Raw genomic sequence first — 23,239 nt, forward strand, 5'->3', positions numbered from 1 at the left:
TAGTTAAAAAGAAGCATAGGAGGTATTTTAATGAATGCGCAAAAATTTACTCAAAAATCATTGGAGGCTATCCAGGATGCTCACAAAGAAGCAATAGAAAATTCAAACATGCAGATTGAACAGGAGCATCTTTTATACGCTCTCGCAAGTCAGGAAGACGGCCTTATCGGACAGCTTCTTACTAAAATGAACATAGATAAGGATGTCTTTAATAAAAGCGTAAATCGAATTGTAGAAGCTCTGCCGAGAGTTACCGGCCCCGGCCGTGAGAGCGGAAAAATTTACATTGCTCCCGACGTGGACAAAATATTGGCTGAAGCGGAAAATCAAGCTGAAAGAATGAAGGATGAGTATGTATCGGTAGAACATATTATGATTGCAATGCTTGATTATCCAAAACAAAGTTTAAAAAAATTTTTTCAGGAGTTCGGTCTTACAAAGGACAAATTTCTCTCTTCCCTGTCCTCTGTGAGAGGCAACACCCGTGTAACAAGCGACTCCCCAGAATCAACATATGACGTACTTGCAAAATATGGTTCTGATCTTGTTGAACTGGCAAAAAACAACAAGCTTGACCCTGTAATCGGACGTGATTCAGAAATACGAAATGTTGTCAGGATTTTATCCAGAAAGACAAAAAACAACCCAGTGCTCATAGGTGAGCCAGGTGTAGGAAAAACCGCCATTGCAGAAGGACTTGCTATTCGTATAGTGCGTGGGGATGTTCCTGATAACCTGAAAGAAAGAAAAATTTTCTCCCTGGACATGAGTTCATTAGTAGCCGGAGCAAAATTCAGAGGTGAATTTGAAGAAAGGCTTAAGGCTGTTCTAGAGGAAGTCAAAAAAAGTGAAGGACGAATTATTTTATTTATTGACGAGCTTCATACAATAGTAGGTGCAGGCAAGACTGAAGGTGCCATGGATGCAGGCAACATGCTAAAACCAATGCTTGCAAGAGGTGAACTTCACTGCATTGGTGCTACTACGCTTAATGAATACAGGCAGTACATTGAAAAAGATGCTGCACTTGAAAGAAGGTTCCAGCCGGTCTTGGTTGATGAACCAACAGTTGAAGATACAATTTCCATCTTAAGGGGTCTTAAGGAAAGGTACGAGGTTTTCCACGGAGTTAAAATTCAGGACCAATCATTGATTGCTGCTGCTGTTCTTTCTAGCAGATACATTACAGACCGCTTCCTTCCTGACAAGGCAATAGACCTAATAGATGAAGCATGCGCCATGATCAGGACAGAAATGGATTCAATGCCATCGGAGCTTGACGAAATATCAAGAAAAATAATGCAGCATGAGATAGAAGAAGCAGCTCTAAAAAAAGAACACGACAAGCTGTCAGACGAACATCTTAAAGAAATTCAAAGGGAATTGGCAGACATGAGATCTCAGTTCAAGGAAATGAAAGCTAAATGGGAAAATGAAAAAAATGCCATATCAAAAGTTCAGGGTCTCCGCGAAGAAATAGAAAGGGTAAATTCAGAAATTGAAAGAGCCGAAAGAAATTATGACCTTAACAAAGCTGCAGAGTTAAAGTATGGCAAACTCCCCACACTTATGAAATCCCTTGAAAACGAGGAACAAATAGCTGAAAAGTCCAAGAGTGATACAACTCTTTTAAGAGACAAAGTAACAGAAGAAGAAATCGCCCGTATTGTGGGACGATGGACAGGAATACCAGTTTCTAAGCTCATGGAAGGAGAACGGGAAAAATTACTGAGACTTGAAGATATTCTCCACCAGAGGGTTGTTGGGCAAAACGAAGCCGTAGAAAAAGTAACTGAAGCTATATTGCGCTCTAGGGCAGGAATTCAGGACCCTAACAGACCAATAGGATCATTTTTGTTCTTAGGGCCAACAGGAGTTGGTAAGACAGAACTTGCTAAGGCTTTGGCTGAATCTTTGTTTGATGATGAGCACAACATAATAAGAATCGATATGAGTGAATATATGGAAAAATTTTCAGTTTCACGACTCATAGGAGCTCCTCCGGGATACGTGGGATATGAAGAAGGCGGACAGCTTACAGAAGCTGTAAGAAGAAAGCCATATTCTGTTGTGTTGTTTGACGAAATTGAAAAAGCCCATCCTGAAGTATTCAACATATTGCTGCAGGTTCTAGATGACGGTAGAATTACTGATTCTCAAGGAAGGACTGTGGATTTTAAAAATACAATAATAATACTTACTTCAAATCTTGGCTCCAATTATATATTGGAAGGAATAAGCTCTCAGGGTGAAATAACAGATTCTGCAAAGGATGAAGTAAACAGCCTGTTGAGACATCAGTTCAGGCCTGAATTTTTAAACAGACTTGATGAAATTGTATTTTACAAGCCTCTTTCCAAGAATGAAATATTCACAATAATAGATCTGATGTTCAAAGACCTTCAGAGTAGGTTAAAAGACAAGCAACTCACTGTTTCTCTTACTGATAGAGCAAAAACATATATTGTTGATCAAGGCTATGATCCTGTATATGGTGCAAGACCTTTAAAAAGGTTCATTCAACGCAATGTTGAAACATTGATTGCAAGAATGATAATACAGCATGACATTCAGCCCGGAACGAACATGACGGTTGATTACGACGGCAACAAACTAATAATTAAGAATTAAGTGCTAATAATCAAATTAAGAATTAAGAGTGAAGAATTAAGAATTATGGTAAGGATTTGCGCAATGCGCAAATCCATATTTTATTTTAAAACAAAGATAAGATTTGTGCTCTGCACAAATTCTTCTATTAATTCTTAACTCTTAATTCTTCATTCTTAATTAAATTAGGAATATTTGTTTTGTTACAGGAAAAGATACTTTATAATTGAAAATTTGTAATAAGGAGAATTTTATGAAAAAATATGAATCAATGGATGGAAATAAAGCCGCTGCTTACGCTTCATATGCTTTGACTGAAGTGGCTTCAATCTTTCCTATTACTCCTTCAACGCCAATGGCTGAAGGAGTTGATGAATGGTCATCACATGGAATGAAAAATATTTTTGATCAGGAAGTAAAAGTAATTGAAATGCAGTCTGAAGCCGGTGCTGTTGGAACCATGAGAGGAGCCCTTCAGGCAGGAAGTCTCTCTTCCACCTACACTGCTTCCCAGGGACTTCTTTTGATGATTCCTAACCTTTACAAAATGGCCGGTGAACTTCTTCCGGGAGTTCTTCATGTTTCTGCAAGAGCCGTAGCAACCCATGCTCTTTCTATTTATGGCGACCACCAGGACGTCATGGCATGCCGTCAGACAGGGGCTGCCTTGTTATCTTCAGCAAGCGTTCAGGAAGCCATGGATCTCGGAGTAGTTTCACATTTATCTGCTATAAAGTCAAGACTGCCCTTCATTCATTTTTTTGATGGTTTCAGAACTTCTCATGAAATTCAAAAAGTAGAAAAAATAGATTATGAGGATATTAGTAAGCTGGTTGACTACAAAGCTATTGAAGAATTCAGAAACAGAGCTCTCAATCCCGAACATCCTGTAACAAGAGGAACAGCCCAGAATCCTGATATTTATTTTCAGCAAAGAGAAGGCCAGAATCCGTATTTTGATAAGACGCCTGAAATTGTTCAGACATATATGGATAAATTAGGTGAATTGACAGGCAGAAAATATAAGCTTTTTGATTATTACGGTGATAAAAATGCCGAATATGTTATTGTTGCCATGGGTTCGGTAACTGATACCATAAAAGAAACTATTGATTATTTAAGGGCAAAAAATGATAAGGTTGGTGTTGTGCAGGTTCATCTTTACAGACCTTTTTCTGAAAAACATCTTCTTGAGGCAATACCAACAACAGCTAAAAAAATTGCAGTGCTTGACAGAACAAAGGAACCCGGTTCCACCGGAGAACCATTGTACCTTGATGTAGTCAAATCATTCCAAAATTATGAAAATCCTCCACTAATAGTTGGCGGACGATATGGATTATCTTCAAAAGACACAAGGCCGAGCCAGATCATTGCAGTATTTGAAAACTTGAAGAAAAGTGAGCCAAAGGACAACTTTACAATTGGAATCGTTGATGACGTAACATTTACTTCCCTGCCTGAAACTGAAATTGTTGACACTTCTCCTGAAGGAACAATAAGCTGCCGAATCTGGGGTCTTGGTTCTGATGGAACAGTAGGAGCGAACAAGACTGCCATAAAAATAATTGGTGACAACACTGATTTGTATGTTCAAGGATATTTCTCATATGACAGCAAAAAATCAGGCGGAACAACAACTTCACATTTAAGGTTCGGTAAAAACCCAATCCGCTCCCCTTATCTTGTTTTTGACGCGGATTATATTGCCTGCCACAACAAATCATTTTTATATCACTATGATGTACTTAAAGGACTAAAAAAAGGCGGAACATTTGCTCTTAACTGCCCATGGAGCGAAAATGAACTTGACGGAAAGCTTCCTGCATCCATAAAAAGTTTCATAGCAAAAAATAACATCAATTTCTATATAATAGATGCCCTTGCCATAGCATCAAAAATTGGGCTTGGAAACAGAATCAACATGGTTATGCAGTCTGTATTTTTCAAGCTTGCCAATGTAATACCCGTTGACCAGGCTCTTGAGTATTTGAAAAAGAACATTGAAGACATGTACGGCAGAAAAGGTTCTGACATAGTTGTGATGAATCAAAAAGCAGTGGATAAATCCATTGATGCTTTAGTTAAGGTAAATGTGCCTGCTTCATGGGCAGACTCAAAGGAAGAAGAACTACCTGTTAAAGATGAGCCTGACTTTGTGAAAAATATTCAAAGACCTATGGCAAGAGACGAAGGTGATGAACTTCCTGTCAGCGCTTTTGCAGGAATGGAAGATGGAACATTCCCATCTGGAACAACTTCTTATGAAAAGCGTGGAATTGCTCCAATGATACCTGAATGGCAGATTGATAAATGCATTCAGTGCGGAAGATGTTCCTATGTGTGCCCTCATGCAACCATAAGACCGTTTTTACTAGATGATGAAGAAGAAAAAAGGAAACCTGATACATTCAAAACAGCTAAGACAATTGGCAAAGGTCTAGAAAATTACCACTGGAGAATTCAGGTTTCTCCAATGGACTGCACAGGATGTGCGAACTGCGCCGACATCTGCCCTGCTAAGGGAAAGGCTTTAATTATGAAGCCCGCCGAGCATGAAATGGAAATGGAATCTGAAAACTGGGAATTTGCTACTACAGTTAAATATAAGGAAAATGTAATGGATAAATACACTGTAAAAGGCAGCCAGTTCATGAGACCTTTGATGGAATTTTCAGGGGCTTGTCCGGGATGCGGTGAAACTCCATATGTAAAGCTTATCACTCAGCTTTTCGGAGACAGAATGATGATATCAAATGCAACCGGCTGCTCTTCTATTTGGGGAGCTTCTGCACCTGCCACTGCTTATTCCACAAATGAAGAAGGACGTGGACCTGCATGGATAAATCCTCTGTTTGAAGATGCTGCTGAATTCGGTCTTGGTTTGCAGGTTGGTGTTAAGCAGCTTAGAGAAAAATTAGCAGCTCTTGTTGAAAAAGCCATCGCATCACCAATCGACGAAAATCTTAAAAATGCTTTTAAAAACTGGATGGATAACTTTAATGACGGTGAAGGTTCTAAGAAAGCAACACAGATGATTTTTGATGCATTAAATAAGAACAATCACAGCGACAATCCTATTGTGCAGGAAATAATAAACAGAAAAGATCAGTTGATTAAGAAATCAGTTTGGTCCGTTGGAGGCGACGGATGGGCATATGACATAGGATATGGCGGATTGGACCACGCCCTTGCATCTGGTGAAGACATCAACATGCTTGTAATGGATACTGAAGTTTATTCAAACACAGGAGGACAATGCTCAAAAGCTACTCCTGCAGCAGCTGTTGCAAAATTTGCAGCTTCAGGCAAGAAAATCAGGAAAAAGGATTTAGGTCTCATTGCCATGACATACGGGTATATTTATGTAGCACAGGTTGCTATGGGAGCAGACATGAATCAAACCATAAAGGCAATAAAGGAAGCTGAAAGCTACAAAGGACCATCTTTAATAATTGCTTACTCCCCTTGCATCAATCATGGAATTAAAACAGGCATGGGAACAAGCATGATGGAAGAGAAAAAAGCAGTTGATTCAGGATACTGGCATATGTACAGGTTTAATCCTGAACTTAAGGAACAAGGCAAAAATCCGTTTATCCTTGATTCAAAAGAACCAACATCTGATTACAAGGAATTCATTCACGGCGAAATCCGTTACTCACAGCTTATGAATGTATTCCCAGAAATAGCTGAAAAAATGTTTGATATTTCAAGCGAACATGCAACTGACAGGTATAGAAGATATAAACAGCTCGCAGAACACGAAGTGTTTTAGTAAAAAAGAAAGCCCGTTTTAAAGGGCTTCTTTTTTTAAAAAATTACTTTTGATTTGAATCCACATATTCTTTGGCGTTTCTAACCTGAATTTCATCAGGAATGTTTACTTTAGACACTGCTTTTAGATTTGATTGGTTTGCCCATGCTGCAGTATCGTGGTTTTCAATAGGTTTTGCCATATTTTTTTCTTTAGATTTATTTTTAACCATACTTGCTCCTTTAATTTTATTTTTATTATTATTTAATAAAACAAAACTATTATTCCAATTATTAATTGACTATTTATATATCATTTGTAAATTGTTCTGAAAAAGTGAATATTTAATGAAATATTACTAAAAATAAATGTAGCAATACATTAAAATAAGGAGAAAAAAATGAGAACAGTAATGGCATTATTATTTAAATTGATAACAACTTTTATTGCATCATGGGTAGCTTTTACTCTTGTAGATTTAAACTCCATAACAATGATTTCCATTGTAGCAGTTATAGGAACAGTGCTCAATTATCTTCTAGGAGATCTTGTGATATTACCTTCAACAGGAAATATTATAGCATCTGTTGGCGACGGAGTTTTAGGTGCTGCTGTGGCATATGTGGTGGACATATTTTCATATAACTTCAATACAAGCGCAACAGGGCTGATAATATTTGCAGCCATAATAGCTGTTGCAGAATATTTATTCCACATATACTTATTAAAAGATGAAAAAGTTGCTCCCAACAGTTTTCACAGAGAACCTCCAATGGAATAATTGTAAATATTTAATTAACATGAGGCAGATACAAAAAAAGAGCGGAAAATCCGCTCTTTTCATTGATTATTTTTATTTAGAAAATTCCCATTCCGAAGAAGTCATCAATCTGTCCTATCAATACGAATAAAATTCCTATAGGAACTAAATATTTAAAGCAGATATCCCAGAAAGCGTAAGCTCTCATCTTTATTCCGCTATTTTCAATTTCTTCTTTGATAACACCAGTCTTGAGAACCCAACCAATCATTACAGACATAAGAATTGCACCAAGAGGCATGAATACGCCTTCAGAAATCATATCATAGAAATCAAGCCAGCAGTCAAATGCCATACGAACTTCATCCATACCGAACACAACAGCAGGAATATCAATAGTAGCACCACCGGCAACTCCTGAACCAAGTCCATCAAGACATACAGGAATTCCTATGATGAATATCAAGAATCCAACAATAGTTGAAAGTTTTTTACGATTAGGTTCTTCGCCTTTTTGAACTTTTCTGTCAATAAAGTACGCTGTACAAACTTCAAGCAGTGAAATAGATGAAGTTACTGCTGCAATGAACACAAGAAAATAGAACATGAAACCAAACAAATTGCCTATGAAGCCTCCCATACCAACGCTGAACACCTGATGAAGAGTTACAAACAATAGTCCAGGGCCTGCTCCGAAAGAAATACCTTCAACTCCCTGATACATAAAAGCTCCAACAGCTGGCATTACAGCACAACCTGCCATCAAAGCAAAAATAGTATCTGCAATAGGGATAATCATGGCATTTTTCTCCAGATCTTCATTCTTGCTTAGGTATGATCCATAAGTAATCATGCAACCCATACCAAGTGACAGTGAGAAGAACATTTGTCCTGCTGCTGTCTTCAAAACTTTCATGAATCCTAATTCCTGGAAAGCAGAAAAGTTAGGAGCAAACATGAAAGCCAAACCTGTAGAAGCACCTTCCAGTGTAACACTTCTTATAATAACTATTACAAGCATTACCAGCAGTGCCGGCATAGCTACTTTTGTAAACTTTTCAATACCGCTGGAAATTCCACCCATAACGATGAGTACTGTCAAAGCCATAAATATTCCATGAAACAATATGTTCTGTCCGCCATTAATAATAAAACTTCCGAAGAATGCTCCGCTTCCCAATCCTCCAAAGCCGGCACCTTCACTGAATAGCTCCATTAAAAATCCAAGTGCATATCTAAGTGTGTATCCACCAAGAACGCTGTAAAAAGATAGAATGAAGAAACCAGAAAGGAATCCCAACCAACCTACCCAAGCAAATTTTTGGCTTAAAACTTTATAAGTGCCTATTACTCCAAGACCTGTTTTTCTTCCTAACGCCAACTCGCCCAACATGGTAGCAAAACCGACAAATATAACCAATACTAAGTAAACTATAAGGAAAGCAAAACCTCCGCTAGCTCCCATTTTGTAAGGGAATCCCCAAATGTTTCCAAGTCCAACTGCAGAACCTACAGCTGCCATCAAGAAACCTATGTTACTAGCCCATTGACCTCTGTTATTTTCTTTATTCATTATTACTCATCCCTTCCTTTTTAAAATATTATAAATGATTTCTTCCCATTACGCTGTTGCTCTTATGCTTTGAAAATAAATTAAAAAATTGAAGCTGATGTTCACCTCCAGCAGAAAATTTTTAGTATTGCTTAACATTTACCATACATATAACAAATAATGTACGGAAAACGTAATCATGCTAACATTATAGTATAAAAAATGCAGTTTGTCTAGTAGAATTTAAACTCAAAGCATTGATGTTTTATATATTTATTTCGATAAAAATAAAATTATGATAAAACATAAAATAAAATTCGGCTTTACCGGACATACAAAAAAATCTGCAATTTTTGCAGGTTTTTAGTTTGTTTACTTATATATTTCCTATAGACAACATGAGATTAAGTGCTATGCCAACGACAGCTGCAGTTGCAATGGCTGGAATTTGAATTCCAAACATTGAAATCATTCCGCCTTCAAAACCAAAGCTTCCGCCAAGACCAACAATCAGTATAACCGCTATTACAGCTAGATTTTTGGAATTAAACATATCAACTTTTCTGTCCATCATTATTGCAATACCCTGTGCAGCTATTACTCCGAAGAGATAAATTGACAATCCTCCGATTACAGATGTAGGTATTGAATAGATTATGTTAATAAGCGGCGTGATACATGAAATTATCATTGTAAAAACAGCTGCAAACATAAGAACATATACAGAAAAATTTTTTGAGATTGCCATGGCACTTATGTTTTCGCCATAATTTGTTCCAGCAGGTCCTCCGATCAATCCTGATATAATGTCTCCTAAACCGTCACCCATAAGGTTTAATCCCAGCTTATTATCTATATCATATTTTTTTGTTATTCCTTTTTTCCTTGCAAGGTCATTTACATAAATATCAAGCTGATACACATGTGCTGTTGATTCAGGAATTGTTGCAATTGCTATAGGCATTATGGCAACAACTGCTGTTACTGATGGTTTAGGGAATGTGAAAATCGGGAGATTTAATATTCCTGCTGACTGAACTGTGTCAAATGTTATGAAATGAATCCCTGTTGCAATTCCTATTATGGCTGCAGCAGCATATCCGGTTAATAGGCCGAACAATATTGGAAGCTGGCTTAAACTTCCTTTTAAGTACACTGAATAAAGAATTGTTGATATCAAAGTCACAATGGCAATCACCCATGCCATGTTTCCTGCAAGAACTGCCTGGCTTTCTGCCACTGCTGCAGGATAAGATGCTGCATTTGTCATTGCATTGGCAGCCAATGATAGTCCTATTATAATTGCAATACTCCCTGTTACTGATGGTGGAAGAATTCTGTCAATTTTGTCTTTTCCTGAACGCTGGATTATAAATCCTGCTATTATGGATACAAAACCTGACATTATAATACCGAATTGCGCAATTGAGATTTTATCGTTTAATGAATATGCGGCAAATGCTTCAGCACTCATAATTGAAGCTATTGCAGAAATGTAAGAAAAGCTTGAGCCGTAATAAAGAGGGATTTGTCTTCCTGTTACAAATATAAATCCTAATGTTGCAAGACCGCTGGCAAAAATTGTTGTTGAAACATGAAAACCTGTAATGAGTGCAACCAGTACAGTTGCCGGAAACATTACAACAATTTGCTGTAATGCGAAAAATATAAGTCCCATAATTGGGGGACGCTCGTCTGGCAAATAGCCATAAATTTTATTTTTAGTTGACATATTACCTCCATAAATTTATTAATGCGTTTTTAGGCATAAAAAATCCTGACCATGCCGTCAGGATTATTATACACACTTATATAAAGCCTATTCATCTTCACAGTATCACGGTGAGTTAAAGATTAATTTTTTAAATATATAAGCAATTTTCAAATTATAACATTTTTAAGACATTCCGTTAAGTTCCATCTTTATGTTTTTCCAATGAGGAAGAAACTCATCCATATAATTGTAAAATATTTTGTTGTGGTAACGCTCAAGCAAATGAGTCAGTTCGTGAACAATAATATATTCAAGACAGTCTTTGCTTTTCTTTGCCAATTCAAGATTTATCCAGATTTTTCTGTTTCTTGTGTTGCATGTTCCCCACCTTGTTTTCATGATCTTTACTGCCCAGCTTTCTATGTTTACTCCTATTATATTTTCCCATTTTTCAATGTATTCAGGCACAACACTTTTCAATTTTTCCCTGTAGAACTCCTGAATTATTTTTTCTTTTTTTTCAAACGATGAATCTTTTCTAACATGCAAAATTATATGCTCACCATTGAGTTCTGCAAATTGTCTCACATTGTTTTCAACTACTTTGAGCTCATATTTTTTGCCAAAAAGGCAGTGAAGTTCGCCTGATTTATATTCAATGTTGAATTTTTCCTGAACCTTGAATTTTTCCCTTTGCTTTTTAATCCAATCAAGCTTTGATAAAGCAAAGCATTTAACTGCCTCATCGTTCATTTTTTTTGGAACTGAAAGCCTTACATCTCCATAGGGAGGATTGACTGAAAGATTTAAATTTTTTATATTTTTTTTAACAACTTCTATTTCAATGTTTTCTAAAGTTATTTTATTCATAAATTTTCCCTCTTATATTTACATATATTATAAGCTTAATTTCTTTTCACATCAATGAATTATTTACAGCGAATATTCATTGCTTAAATATCAATACTATAACTGACTACAATTATGAAAGGAACATATCATGAAAAACAATAAAAACAGAATGCGAGACAGAGATAAAAGTAATTCAGAACTGCGAAAAATGGAGCCGAAGGACAATGCTGACGTAGGCATAATTAACGGACAAATTATTGGTGTACATGAGGGCGGCAATGAAAAAAGAAGACCAGAAATAAAAAACATAAAAGACTGAAATCAGCCAATGCAAAATAAAAAGGAACACATATGTGTTCCTTTTTACGAGGGGGATAAAGAATATATAGTATTAGAAATCAGGTACAACTTAAATATCTGATTTGCTATGAATTACAAGCACAGGGCAAGGAGAATCTGAAATTACCCTTTGTGTAACTGAACCAACAAAAAACCTTTTTATTTTTGAAAAACCTCTGTTTCCCATTACAATCAAATCGAAGTTTTCATTTTTTGCTGTTTGAAGTATTACTTCATATGGTTCGCCGATCAATACTTCTTCTTCTGTATGGATATTTGAAAAATCCAGCTTTTCAACAATTGCATTCAATATCTTGCAAGAATTTTCCTTCATTTTGTCTTCTATTTTCTTTTGTTCGGGATCTAATTCTGATATTGCCGAACCATCTACCTGGCTCCATTGCTTTTTATATCTCAAGTAGTTTTGCAAACTTTCAATGTGAACAACAGATAGCAGTTTTATTGTCCCATTGAATTTTTTTGCTACTTCAATAGATTTTTTAACTGCGTTTATGGATGCTGTAGAACCATCAACTGGAACTAGTATTTTCATTAGCAACACTCCTTCATTTCTTATGTTGACTAATATATACCCGGGATTAAATTTTTGAAACTTAAATGTACACCTTATTTTCCTGTAATTATACCAATCAGTCTTTATATTGATCAAACATCATGTCTGTTTCGCCTTTCATGGCATTTGTATTTACACTGTCACATGTCTGACACACCCAGTCTTCTCCATCATAAATAAAATAAGTGAACTTTCCGCATACTGTGCAATAAGCTTCCATATTGCTGTCCATTTCAATTCCTCCTTCCGAGATATTTAATGAATCTTATATTTGAAATAATGTACTATTTTATTTTTACCCATCATTGGAAATTTAAACCTTGAAATAATAAAATTTCTCATTCAATATTATATTATACATATAAAAAGTTGCTCCGCAACTCCGCTAGGGGGACCTATGTCCCCCTTCGGCGTAAAAATGTATACGCGTTTTTGACTCCGCACCCCCCTTAAGGTTAAGGACGTCCCGTCCTTTGCAATCCTCGTTTTTATATAATAGGAAAGAGAACTTTCCTTATTATATAAAAATTGCCTGCATAATGTGCAGGCAGTTTTCTATTCAATTGTTGTTTCTATGATTACTGCATTTTGAACAGCGTCCCACATAACTTCAAAATCCAATGTTCCAGCGATATCACGAAGTTTAAAGTAGTTGTTACCGTCAATATTGTAAGCAGTTAGAGTGACTTTTTCTCCGTTCAAATAAACTTCAGAACTTGATTTAACAGCACCCTTACTTCTTTTTTCATTAGATGAAGCAAGCTCCAGACCAACTGGACTGTATTTTTTATTTTTCACAATATTTATTGCATTTTTGCTGTTGTCCCACTCAACATTGAAGCTTTTTTTGCTTCCATCGAGAATCTTTGCAATGTCCCTAAGCTTGAAGTAATTGCTGTTATCAATGTTGTAAGCTTCAATATTTACATCATTTCCATCAAGTAATACCTTTGATGATGTTGGCACTGCAGTGATACCTGTAATTTTTTCCTCAACAAACGCAAGTCCGTTGTTTATTTTTCTTCCGGAAGTTGAAACATTTGATGCAGGATGGTAAAGAGCAACTGAACCACCTCCATCAAGGCACATGGCGTTTACAAATCCCATTTGCTTCAAAGTTTCTGCTGCATTCTTCACTGTAGCCGATCCCATGTTGCCAATTGTTATGGTACCGTCGGATTTTGTTCCTATAAATGACCTTGCTGCACTGTTTGTGTTGATTTTCGCTTCAAAAAATCCTTCTGCAGGGCCATCGGCAGTAATGTTTCCGTTGATAATTAAGCTTGGACCTGCACCAAGTGCGCTTACAACATCATTCCAGTCTTCAGCATTTGTAAATGTTGTTTTTATGATTACCTTGTAATAAACTTCATCTCCTGTCTTAAAACGCTCATCAAGCAAATAAACAACTGATTGATTATATACTACAGCAAATCCGCCACTTGGAACTATAAAATCTGTAGTGGAAATTTCAGTAACCTTTCCGTTTTTTACTATTGCTGCTTTGGCTCCTGGTTGAAGATTGACTGTTGAACCATATTCAGGAGTAAAAATTGTTATTGCATCTGCTTCAGTGCTTGGATGATTTATTCTCCACGGTATTGACCTGAATTTACCGTTTATGTATACTTCAAAATCAAAGGAAAGCCTGTCTATGATTAATTTGCCTCCTGAAGAAATTCCTGCAACAGATCCGCCATTGCTAATGTGAATTATTTTTCCATTTTTGATTATTGTTCCCCATGGAACAGGAGTTCCATTGTAAGCTTCAAAATAAGTTCCGTTTATTGCAGCAAAAGCTCCTGAGCTTTTTGCCATGTTTGCAAGAGAATCAGAACTATTCATCTGGTTTTCTGCATTTAACACTACTGTCTTTATGTTTGAATTCATTTGTATATTAATATAATTAATGTTTATTCCATTTATGTTAGTGCTTCGGTACGAACTTGTTGCAGCAAAAGTTGGATTGTTGCATAATAGTACACCGGCTAATGTTAAACATAACACATGTTTGAAAAATTTCATATTTATCTCCTTATTCTTTATTTCTCCAATTTTTATAGTTACCTGACTTAATTCTCGCATCAGTAGGCTTTTCAGCATCTTTTGGTATTGCCCAGTCTCTTCCGAATTTTACTGCTCCGTCAATTCTTTTATTTGCACATAATAATTGAACTCTTCTTGGAGAAACACCCCACGAATCTGCTGCATCCTTTATTGTTATGAAGTCCATTTTTCACCTCAAAAAAAATAGCATTGCCATTCAATAGCAATGCAAACTGCAGCTGGCTGCCATTTTAAAGGCCCTTTAGCTTTGCGTCACAGACTTTCGCCTGTTTTGCCAATATGAATTTGTCATAATTATAGTCTTCTTGGCGAACGTTGTCAATACAATTTGTAAATAAAAGGAAAATTTTCTAAAATTATAAAGATTACAATTGTCACTATTAGTCAAATTATCAAACAACTGCTCATTATATTTATGTCTTTAATTGCAATAATAACTATGAAACTTTTAATAGTTTCATGTAGTAATTATTTGTTTTACCAGCTTAATATTAAGTGAGGAGAATATGTATGAAAAAAGTATCGGCATTTGCTTTAACTTTAGTTCTTGCATTGACACCAGTGCAGGCACTTGCATTTTCAAACTTTAACTGGAACGATTTTGACCCGAATAATTTCAACCTAGACAATTTCTACAATTTCAACACCACTGAACCTTCAGCTAATCCAACGGCAGATCCTTCAGTTGTTCCTTCAAGTTCTTCTTCTTATGAAAAAAGAGTAGCGGATCTTGTGAATGTTGAAAGGCAAAAAAACGGTTTGCCTGCACTCAGTTTCAATACAAAAATATCTGACGTGGCAAGATTAAAATCGAAGGATATGGCAGACAACAATTATTTTGCACACCAGTCTCCCACTTACGGGATGGCCGGAGATATGTTGTTAAAATATGGCGTAACTTATTCTGCATGGGGTGAAAATATAGCATCAGGGCAAGACACTCCTGAAGAAGTTGTTTCTCAGTGGATGGGTTCACCTTCACACAGAGCAAATATACTTTCACCTGAATTTATTTATATAGGTGTAGGATACTGGACAGACGCAAGCGGAAAAACGTTTTGGACTCAAATGTTTACCGGAGATGACAAATAATTGCTAACAGATATAATAAAAACTGCGCCAACAGCGCAGTTTTTATTTATTTTATTATAAAGGCATTATTTGCTTTTTAAATTCGTTGTTTACAACCTGAGCCAATGAAGTATATATTGCTGATGATCCGCAGAAAATTCCAACCCATCCTGCAGCAATTTTAATGCTGTGAATTCCTGTAAAATCTCCTATTGATAACATTAAAAACAGTATTGCAAGTGATAAGAATACAATTTGTGTGGCGCGGTTGTGCTTCAAAGTTCCAATAAACATAAATGCTGTAAATATACCCCAAAGCAGCAAGTAAAATCCCATACTTTTTTCATCGGCTGCTTTTATTCCTTCAAAAGGGTTAATCCAAATAAATATAAGCGACCACCAAAAAAATCCGTAAGCTGTAAATGCTGTAGCTCCAAAGGTGTTGTTCTTCAAAAATTCCATTATTCCTGCAATGATTTGAGCTGCTCCGCCCAATGCAAATCCCATTGCTACTATTACTACTGAAAGCGGAATAATATCTGCATTGTGAAGATTGAGAAGCACAGTTGTCAATCCAAATCCTAAAAGGCCTAATGGAGACGGGTTGGCAATTGCCATTTGATTCTCTTTGTTCATGTTTCCTCCAATAAATTTTTATTAATTATTTTAAAATCGTTAGTATGTTAACATACAGAATAGATTTATGCAAGAAATAAATATTCACTTATATAACATTTTTTGCAACTAGCTGGAGAAAACAATTATTGGTAATTCGTCCAAGGAACTTTCATATATTAATTTCAAAATTAAAGTTTTATTTCAACAAAGTTCATTGCAGTTATGCTGTCTTCTTTTACATCACAATCAAGAGCAATTATGTTGACACCTTTTTGTCTTGCTTTAATGAGAGTATCAGCAAATTCCTTGTGTGTTTTAACATTTGAGGTAAAATATTTCACATCCTTCATTTGGACAATGAAAAAAACATAAGCTTCATATCCTTCATCAATGCAGGAGGACAGCTCGTTCAAGTGCTTCAGCCCTCTTTCAGTGGGAGCATCCGGAAACATTACTATTCCGTCCTCTTCCAGTGTTACTCCCTTCACTTCAACGAATATTTTTTTATCATCAGCTTCCAGATAAAAATCAAATCTGGAATTTTTGTATTTCTGTTCTGCTTTTATTAGCTTTATATTTTCAAACACGCTGCTATTTCTTACCCATTCCCCAAACACCTTGTTCGGAACCTGACTGTCCATGTTAATGAGGCGTTCTCCCTTGTAAACAGATATAAGATCATATTTTGTTTTTCGTATTTTGCTGTCAAATTCCTGAACATATATATCAACATAAGGTGTTAAGAGTTCTTTGCATCGGCCTGTGTTTTTAACATGACAAATTTCAATCTTACCGTCTATTTCAATATTAGCTATAAACCTGTTTGGCCTGCTGATAAACTTAGCCCTTCTTATATTTTCATATTTCATTTCATTATGTCCCTTCAATTATGCTGAGTATGGTTATTTTGCTTTTTTGATTCTCTCATTCACTGATTTGCTCATAATCTTGTATGCTGTGGCTGCAACCGGAACCCCAAAAATAATTCCTGCAATGCCCATAAAGCCTCCTCCTACAATTACTGCAGCAAACACCCATATGCCAGGAAGCCCTATACTATTTCCAACTACTTTTGGATAAATCAAGTTTCCTTCCAACTGTTGCAAAACAACAATGAATACAATAAACAACAAAGCCTTCAGAGGATTCACAGCTACAATAAGTAAAAATCCAAGAGCTGCACCTATGTAGGCTCCTATCATAGGTATAAGCGCCGTTAAACCCATTACAGGACCGATGATGGTTGAATATGGAAAACTAAGTATTATCATTCCTGCAGTGCAAAGAGTTCCTAATATAACAGCTTCCTTGCATTGACCAACTATATAGCTTGAAAATGATTCATTTGCAGTGTTTAGCACATCATAAATTCTTGTTCTTTTTTCTTTTGCTGATATATGCTTTAAAAAGTTTTTTAAATTTATTTTTTAGGTCTTCCTTATCAGCAAGTATATAAATGGAAAATGTAACTGCAAGAATAAATTCCACCATAGCTCCAAATGCTGAACCTATGAATGACACAGTCCCAAATGTCCAGTTTCCCAAAAGACCAAGCACTTTATTTAGTACAGCATAGCCATCCATGTCAAGCTCTTTTATTTTTTGCTGAAGCGCAGGAATTTCATGTGAATTTTCAACAATCCATTTAACAACACTTTCATAAACTCCCGGAAATTTTTCCACCAGCAATGTGATGAACTTTACAAGCTGTGGTATAACAATTCTCAGAGCAAAGAAAACAACAAGAATTATTGTCATTATTGCCAGCAAAATGCACACAAACCTGCGAGAACTAACAACAAACTTGTTTTTGTTTCCCGGAAAATATTGTTTTTCATATTTAACAACTAAAATGTTAAGCACAAAAGCCATAACAGCCCCAAGCAGAAGAGGATAAACAATTCCGTAAATTTTTATTAATAAATCAACTGCTTCGTGATAGTTAATAACTGCCAGCAGCATCAAAGCTGCTGTAATTATAATTTTTAATATTGTTTTATAATTGTTTTTGGAATAATCAATCATACGTAATCCTTTCTATGCTACTGGTAATATTGGTATGTTATCCAGTGTCAGTAATTACATTATCCAATAAAGATTTTTGATTGTCAACAAATACATGTAATGTTACTCAATAGAAACACGATGAATACAAAAAGGGCTTGTTCATTTTGAACTAACCCTAACATCCCATTATTATTGTTTTAAATAATCACTTATTTCATTGATATATATCTGAAAATTCAACCAGAATGTTGTCAACCTTTCCACTGCTGTAGTAAGGGCTGCATAGATTCTCTTCCTTTTCATCTATTAGTGTTACAGGCAGCTCCACAATAAACTCGCTTCCTTCCCCTACCTTGCTATTTACAGATATGCTGCCGCCGTGAATTTCTACTAGGTTTTTTACAAGAGACAATCCAATTCCTGTGCCTTCCTTGTTTCTTGTAAGTGTTTTTTCAACCTGGCCAAACCTGTCAAATATTATTTTAAGCTTATCCTCAGGAATTCCCACTCCCGTATCCTTGACAGAAATTTTAACAGTTTCTTCTTCATCTTTAACAAAGACAAATATGTCATCTCCGCTGTTTGTAAACTTTATGGCATTTGAAAGAAGGTTTAATATTATCCTTTCAATTTTGTCACAGTCAACAGCCATAAGTACTTCTTCCACTTCAGTATCGAAAATTATATTTACGCCCTTTGATTTTATATAATCTGCTACTGAAAGCGTTATATCTTCCACAATGCTAACTATGTTTTCATTGCAAAGATTTAGCTTCAGGAAGCCGGAATCAAATTTTGACATATCAAGTAAATTGTTTACAAGTCTTATAAGCCTGTACCCATTTTGCTTTATAACATTCAAAAGCTTAGCGGATTTTTCATTGTAAACACTGCTGTCATCGACGCATTTTATCATAAGAAGCTGTATTGCACTCAATATAACATTAATAGGTGTTTTAAGTTCATGAGATATGTTTGAAAAAAATTCTGTTATTATTTTGTTGTGTTCATTTGATTTTACCAGTTGTTCCTCATTTTCTATCAAATCATTTTTTAGAAGCTTTATTTCTTTTTTAAGGCCCAAGTCCTTTAGTATGAGAATCCTGGCAGGTTTTCCTCTGTATGAAATATTATCTGATGAGAATTCTATATCAACACATTCATTTTTCAAATTTGTAATTTTAATTTCCTTAAATCCATTAAATAAATCAGATGAATTATACTCTTTAACAATATTATCTTCATAGTTGTTCTTTAGGAACTCATTTTGATCAATTCCTAGGATATCCATTAAACTGCCTGCTCCTAATATTTTTGCAGCTGTAATGTTTGCATAGATTATTTTATTATCTCTTAGTATCACAATACCGTTTCCTGAATTTTCAATTATCCAATCATAACACTGATCGTTATGCATTATTATGTCTTCCATGCACTTTCTTTGTTTTTCTTTTTCTATTACAGCAGCATCAGCCTTGTTTAAATTGATATTAATCATTTCAAAGGGCCTTTCCAGTCCGTTAACTATTATACCCATGTAAATGAAATAATAAGAATTAACTTTGAATATATGGCCAAGCATATTATATATGTCTGTAACATCTCCATATAAAGTAAAAAACAGTTCGGAAATAACTTTGCATACCAGAGCAGCTTCAATCATAACAAATAAATTGCGGTCCATATTTTTTCTTGCCAGAAACACAATGAGGCAACACATGAAAAACCCAAAAGCTATGATATATTCTGCATATATTTTAGCATTAGTGATTCCGTCTTCAGGAGTTCTCATAACAGGAATAAAGAATTGAAGATAGACTATGTCATAAATAATAAACCCTACAAAAACAAAATACACCATAAATATTAGATAATTATTTGTTCTTATATTATTTTTAATTAAAAAAACAAATGAAATGAGCAGAGTTACCAGCTCAACACCCCTTGAAACAATCCAAAATTTCGTATCCATGTCATACATCTCATTTGATAACATAATCAAATCACCGTATGAATATGTATGAAATAAATCCAAAATAAGAATAAATACATAACCAATACCCAGAAACATAAAAAAACTGTTTTTTGATATCCTGTTTGTATGAATTGAAACTATCAGTATTCCCATGGCTATAAAACAGCTGAATGTTTCTGCAAGGCTGTGAAACACGTAGTAATTTACATTCCGAAGCATTACTAATCCTATAAGAATCATAATGAATAAAAAGTGCTGAAAAATATCCGTGCTGTCTTTTACAAACAACGTTTTCAAATCTGTGTTACCAATCTCAGATCTAACTGATGATTCTGTTGTTTCCATTGTATCCCCCTATATTCTTTAAATATATGATGCCTATATTGTTATAACATACATTTTATAAAATCATATGTTATTTCAAAAGTCACACCAATTATGATATACCCACTTTTAAAAATTTTAACTTCATATTTTCTTACAAATTTCGACTTTTTAAATATCAGCTTAATATAATTCATAAATAAATAGCAATAAAAAATGCTCTTAAATTTAAGAGCATTTGAATTATCGTTAATATTATTGTGCAGCTAAAGCAGCGTTTACTGCTTCTATTATTGCCTTGCTTGTATATGTTGCTCCTGATATTACTTCAACTTCTGTTGAATCTGCTTCAACTATTTTTGCAGGTAACTGTTCAATTGCATTTGAACCAATACCTGGAGTTTCGTCTGCGCCAACTGCTTCAACAGTCAGTATGTCATCTCCGTCAACTGTTACAGTAACTGTAACGTCCCCGCCAAAGCCCTTAGCTGTTCCTGTAAGAGCTCCTTCAGCTGCCGGTGCTGCTGCTTCGCCCTTGCTTGCCAATGCTTCTTCAACAGCTTTTTTTATTGCATCACTTGTATAAGTTGCTCCAGAAACTCCATCAACATCTGTTGAATCAGCTTCAGCGATTTTTCCAGGCAACTGTTCAAGTGCATTTGATCCTATACCAGGTGTTTCGTCTGCGCCAACTGCTGTAACAGAAACTATGTCATCACCTTCAACCACTACTGTAACTGTAACATCACCACCAAAACCTTTTGCTGTTGCAGTAAGTGCTCCTTCAGGAGCTGGTTCTGCAGGTTTTGCAGAAGTTTCTTTTGCAGGTTCTTCAGCAGGGGCTGCAGGTTCTTCAGCGCTTTCAATTCCCAATGCAGCCTTTACAGCTGTCTTAATAGCATTACTTGTTATTGTAGCACCTGATACTCCATCTACATCTGCAGAATCAGCATCAGCTATTAATGCAGGCAGCTGATCAATAGCGTTAGAGCCTATACCCTGAGTTTCGCTTGCACCAACTGCTGTAACTGAAACTATATCATCACCATCTACTATCAATGTAACTGTTACGTCACCGCCAAAACCTTTAGCTGTTGCTGTTAGTGTTTCTCCCTGTGAAGTTAAATTCGTAGCTACTTGTAAAAAACCAAAAGACAGCACAAAAACCAACACAATAATTAATCCTTTTTTCATTTCCTTCCTCCTTAAAAATATAATCACTCTAGTCAAAATCCATTGAAAAGAGCAATATAGTGGATGTTTATGATGTTAAAATATTACCCACTGATTTTTGATTATACTATACTTCTTTGATTATGTAAAGTTTATGTGTGACAAAAAAATGATTTTCTTAAACTAAAACACTTGTAAAATCTGCCACATTATTTCTTATAAAATGATTTTCATAACTGCAGCTTATTAATTTATTTTTTATCCATTCTATTAATAAATTATAATTAAATGTCTTCATTATCACAATTAGAATACTACCAAATAAAAAAGCTCCTTATTTAAGGAGCTTTTCTTAAATTACAGTCCTAATTCACCTTTTAGCTTGTTCAGTTCTTCATCAACAGAGGCATTGCCCATAGATGCGTATTTTTCTTCTAAGGCTTTTGCTTCATCAATAGGCTTAGTGTTAAGCTCTGCCATTGCTGTTGCTTCATCAAGCATCTTGTTTGCCTTGTCTTCCATGCGAAGAAAAGCATTTTCTGCATCTTGAAGTCTGTCTGCTGCCGATGTGTATTGATTTAAAGTTTCCTGAGTTTTAGCAACTTTTACTTTTGATTTTATCATTTCACGTCTTGCCTTGAGGCTTTCAATGTCCGAAGCAAGCTTGTCGTGCATTTGTCTCATTTTTATTGCATTTTCATGTGCTGTTGCATATGCTGTCATAAGGCCAGCCCCCAGGTTTTCAAGTTCCTGTTTTTTAGCCAAAAACGTCCTTGCATCTCCTTCGTTGCCTGCTATCAGTGCTTTTTTTGCATATTCCGCATATTTGGCAACTTCAGCCTGATTTTCATCAGCCAGACGTTTTGACCTTGTTTCTTCTGCAATAACAGAAGCAGTACTTTTTTTTACTTCTGCCAAATCCTCTATGGCATCATGCAGATACTGGTCAATCATTTTTGACGGATCCTCCATCTTGTCCAATACTTCATTGATGTTTGCTTTGATAATATCTGTGAATCTTTCTAAAATTGACATTTTGTTACCTCCTTGAAATCATATAGCAATGTCTTTTAGACATTATGCTTCGTAGTAAAACATTCATCTTTTGTTTATTGATTAAAATCATTATCATCATATTTTCTGGCTAAATTTTCAGCCTCATCTTCTTCAAATTTATGAATAGGTGTATTTAAAATGTCCTCTGTCTGTTTGGCTTCCAGATTTTTTTGTTTCTTGTAGTTTTTCCACCATACAAAAAGTATCAAAACTAATACAATCACTCCAAACACAGTCATTACACTAATCCATGGAGACTTTGTGACAGTCATGATTCTGTCAGCAGCATCGCTGAAAGAATTGCTGAAAAATTCCTCATCAGTCAAATCATTGTTATAATAGTTCCTATCCAGATAATCAAGCAATATATCTGCAGCTTCTGAATCTATTACAGTCTTGGCCTGTGTGCCGCAAACATACCTGTCCATATAGCCTTCATTATCATATTCGAAGAAAACTAAAAGTATATGTGCTTCATCTGTAAACAACTCATCATACAAATTGCGTGCATATGCGTCAAGTTCACTCTCTGATGGATAATGGGAACCGTCGACAGTATCGGTTATGTATAAATATGGCTGAACTCCCGTTTTTTCATAAAAATATTTTAGTCCTCTCACAAGCTTTGTTTCATTGCTGATCCATCCAAGCTCATCAGTATAATAATCAGTTTCATTTACAGAACCTTTAGGAAGGGCTTCCCTTTCTATAGTGGATGTTGTAATGCCGGAGCTTTCCGTTGAGCCGCTGTCAAATGAACTTAGTCCGTTAATCATTGCAAAAAATATAA

21 protein-coding genes and 1 riboswitch are annotated in these 23,239 nt (G+C 35.5%); of the genes, 5 read left to right on the top strand and 16 right to left on the bottom strand.

All coding sequences use genetic code 11. From position 1 onward, the window contains the following. Positions 1–30 precede the first annotated feature (30 nt). Together clpB and nifJ are read left to right on the top strand one after the other, a co-directional pair. On the top strand, positions 31–2,631 hold the full coding sequence (clpB, locus tag BN358_RS14775) for an ATP-dependent chaperone ClpB (protein ID WP_019227154.1): 2,601 nt from the start codon (positions 31–33) through the stop codon (positions 2,629–2,631). 232 nt (positions 2,632–2,863) lie between these two features. After that, positions 2,864–6,388, top strand: a complete 3,525-nt coding sequence (gene nifJ, locus BN358_RS14780; protein WP_019227155.1) for a pyruvate:ferredoxin (flavodoxin) oxidoreductase — start codon at positions 2,864–2,866, stop codon at positions 6,386–6,388. Between the two features lie 43 nt (positions 6,389–6,431). Here the strand turns inward: nifJ and BN358_RS24625 are convergent, their stop codons facing one another. Next, positions 6,432–6,599 carry a DUF3787 domain-containing protein gene (locus tag BN358_RS24625; protein ID WP_019227156.1) on the bottom strand — a complete coding sequence of 56 codons (168 nt, stop codon included), beginning with the start codon at positions 6,597–6,599 and terminating at the stop codon, positions 6,432–6,434. Positions 6,600–6,767: 168 nt separating this feature from the next. Between BN358_RS24625 and BN358_RS14785 the strand changes: the two genes are divergently transcribed. Beyond that, positions 6,768–7,148, top strand: coding sequence for a DUF2512 family protein (locus BN358_RS14785; protein WP_019227157.1), 381 nt, complete (start codon positions 6,768–6,770; stop codon positions 7,146–7,148). Between the two features lie 76 nt (positions 7,149–7,224). On the opposite strand, the gene BN358_RS14790 is transcribed toward BN358_RS14785, so the two are convergent. From BN358_RS14790 to BN358_RS14800, 3 genes are all read right to left on the bottom strand, one after another. Continuing rightward, positions 7,225–8,700, bottom strand: coding sequence for a sodium-dependent transporter (locus tag BN358_RS14790; RefSeq protein WP_019227158.1), 1,476 nt, complete (start codon positions 8,698–8,700; stop codon positions 7,225–7,227). A 355-nt stretch (positions 8,701–9,055) separates the two neighbouring features. After that, positions 9,056–10,411 (bottom strand): uracil-xanthine permease family protein, encoded by a 1,356-nt coding sequence (locus tag BN358_RS14795; RefSeq protein WP_019227159.1) that lies wholly within the window; start codon positions 10,409–10,411, stop codon positions 9,056–9,058. Between the two features lie 165 nt (positions 10,412–10,576). After that, positions 10,577–11,263, bottom strand: a complete 687-nt coding sequence (locus BN358_RS14800) for a M48 family metallopeptidase (RefSeq protein ID WP_019227160.1) — start codon at positions 11,261–11,263, stop codon at positions 10,577–10,579. A gap of 130 nt (positions 11,264–11,393) precedes the next feature. On the opposite strand from BN358_RS14800, the gene BN358_RS27115 reads away from it, so the two are divergent. Then, on the top strand, positions 11,394–11,564 hold the full coding sequence (locus tag BN358_RS27115) for a hypothetical protein (RefSeq protein WP_019227161.1): 171 nt from the start codon (positions 11,394–11,396) through the stop codon (positions 11,562–11,564). A gap of 90 nt (positions 11,565–11,654) precedes the next feature. On the opposite strand, the gene BN358_RS14805 is transcribed toward BN358_RS27115, so the two are convergent. The 4 genes from BN358_RS14805 to BN358_RS14815 form a co-directional block, all read right to left on the bottom strand. Next, entirely contained in the window at positions 11,655–12,137 is a 483-nt protein-coding gene (locus BN358_RS14805) for a universal stress protein (protein WP_019227162.1), read from the bottom strand. 97 nt (positions 12,138–12,234) lie between these two features. Beyond that, positions 12,235–12,390 carry a hypothetical protein gene (locus BN358_RS27120; RefSeq protein ID WP_019227163.1) on the bottom strand — a complete coding sequence of 52 codons (156 nt, stop codon included), beginning with the start codon at positions 12,388–12,390 and terminating at the stop codon, positions 12,235–12,237. 323 nt (positions 12,391–12,713) lie between these two features. Next, positions 12,714–14,183, bottom strand: a complete 1,470-nt coding sequence (locus BN358_RS14810; protein WP_019227164.1) for a phosphodiester glycosidase family protein — start codon at positions 14,181–14,183, stop codon at positions 12,714–12,716. A 10-nt stretch (positions 14,184–14,193) separates the two neighbouring features. After that, positions 14,194–14,391, bottom strand: coding sequence for a helix-turn-helix domain-containing protein (locus tag BN358_RS14815; RefSeq protein WP_019227165.1), 198 nt, complete (start codon positions 14,389–14,391; stop codon positions 14,194–14,196). Between the two features lie 44 nt (positions 14,392–14,435). Continuing rightward, positions 14,436–14,511: riboswitch (cyclic di-GMP riboswitch) on the bottom strand. A 224-nt stretch (positions 14,512–14,735) separates the two neighbouring features. On the opposite strand from BN358_RS14815, the gene BN358_RS14820 reads away from it, so the two are divergent. Beyond that, complete coding sequence (locus tag BN358_RS14820) at positions 14,736–15,317, top strand: CAP domain-containing protein (protein WP_019227166.1); 582 nt, start codon at positions 14,736–14,738, stop codon at positions 15,315–15,317. Positions 15,318–15,371: 54 nt separating this feature from the next. Here the strand turns inward: BN358_RS14820 and BN358_RS14825 are convergent, their stop codons facing one another. The 8 genes from BN358_RS14825 to BN358_RS27125 all read right to left on the bottom strand — a co-directional run bounded on the left by BN358_RS14825 (position 15,372) and on the right by BN358_RS27125 (position 23,237). Next, a complete protein-coding gene (locus BN358_RS14825; protein WP_019227167.1) occupies positions 15,372–15,932 on the bottom strand; it encodes a GPR1/FUN34/YaaH family transporter in 561 nt (186 codons plus the stop codon). A gap of 170 nt (positions 15,933–16,102) precedes the next feature. Beyond that, the gene (gene sfsA, locus BN358_RS14830; protein ID WP_019227168.1) at positions 16,103–16,783 is read right to left on the bottom strand and encodes a DNA/RNA nuclease SfsA; all 681 of its coding nucleotides are present in this window, start codon (positions 16,781–16,783) and stop codon (positions 16,103–16,105) included. A 33-nt stretch (positions 16,784–16,816) separates the two neighbouring features. Beyond that, positions 16,817–17,275, bottom strand: coding sequence for an AI-2E family transporter (locus BN358_RS22455; protein WP_051011019.1), 459 nt, complete (start codon positions 17,273–17,275; stop codon positions 16,817–16,819). 1 nt (position 17,276) lies between these two features. Next, a complete protein-coding gene (locus BN358_RS22460) occupies positions 17,277–17,939 on the bottom strand; it encodes an AI-2E family transporter (protein WP_051011020.1) in 663 nt (220 codons plus the stop codon). A gap of 196 nt (positions 17,940–18,135) precedes the next feature. Then, on the bottom strand, positions 18,136–20,241 hold the full coding sequence (locus BN358_RS14840; protein WP_019227169.1) for an MASE3 domain-containing protein: 2,106 nt from the start codon (positions 20,239–20,241) through the stop codon (positions 18,136–18,138). A 234-nt stretch (positions 20,242–20,475) separates the two neighbouring features. Further along, positions 20,476–21,414 carry an FMN-binding protein gene (locus BN358_RS14845; RefSeq protein ID WP_019227170.1) on the bottom strand — a complete coding sequence of 313 codons (939 nt, stop codon included), beginning with the start codon at positions 21,412–21,414 and terminating at the stop codon, positions 20,476–20,478. Between the two features lie 336 nt (positions 21,415–21,750). Next, positions 21,751–22,428: a PspA/IM30 family protein gene (locus BN358_RS14850; protein ID WP_019227171.1), complete on the bottom strand. Its 678-nt coding sequence runs from the start codon at positions 22,426–22,428 to the stop codon at positions 21,751–21,753. 74 nt (positions 22,429–22,502) lie between these two features. Then, complete coding sequence (locus tag BN358_RS27125; RefSeq protein WP_232233335.1) at positions 22,503–23,237, bottom strand: hypothetical protein; 735 nt, start codon at positions 23,235–23,237, stop codon at positions 22,503–22,505. Positions 23,238–23,239 lie beyond the last annotated feature (2 nt).

The sequence above is a fragment of the Sedimentibacter sp. B4 genome (genome assembly GCF_000309315.1).
GTDB classification, from domain to species: domain Bacteria; phylum Bacillota; class Clostridia; order Tissierellales; family Sedimentibacteraceae; genus Sedimentibacter; species Sedimentibacter saalensis.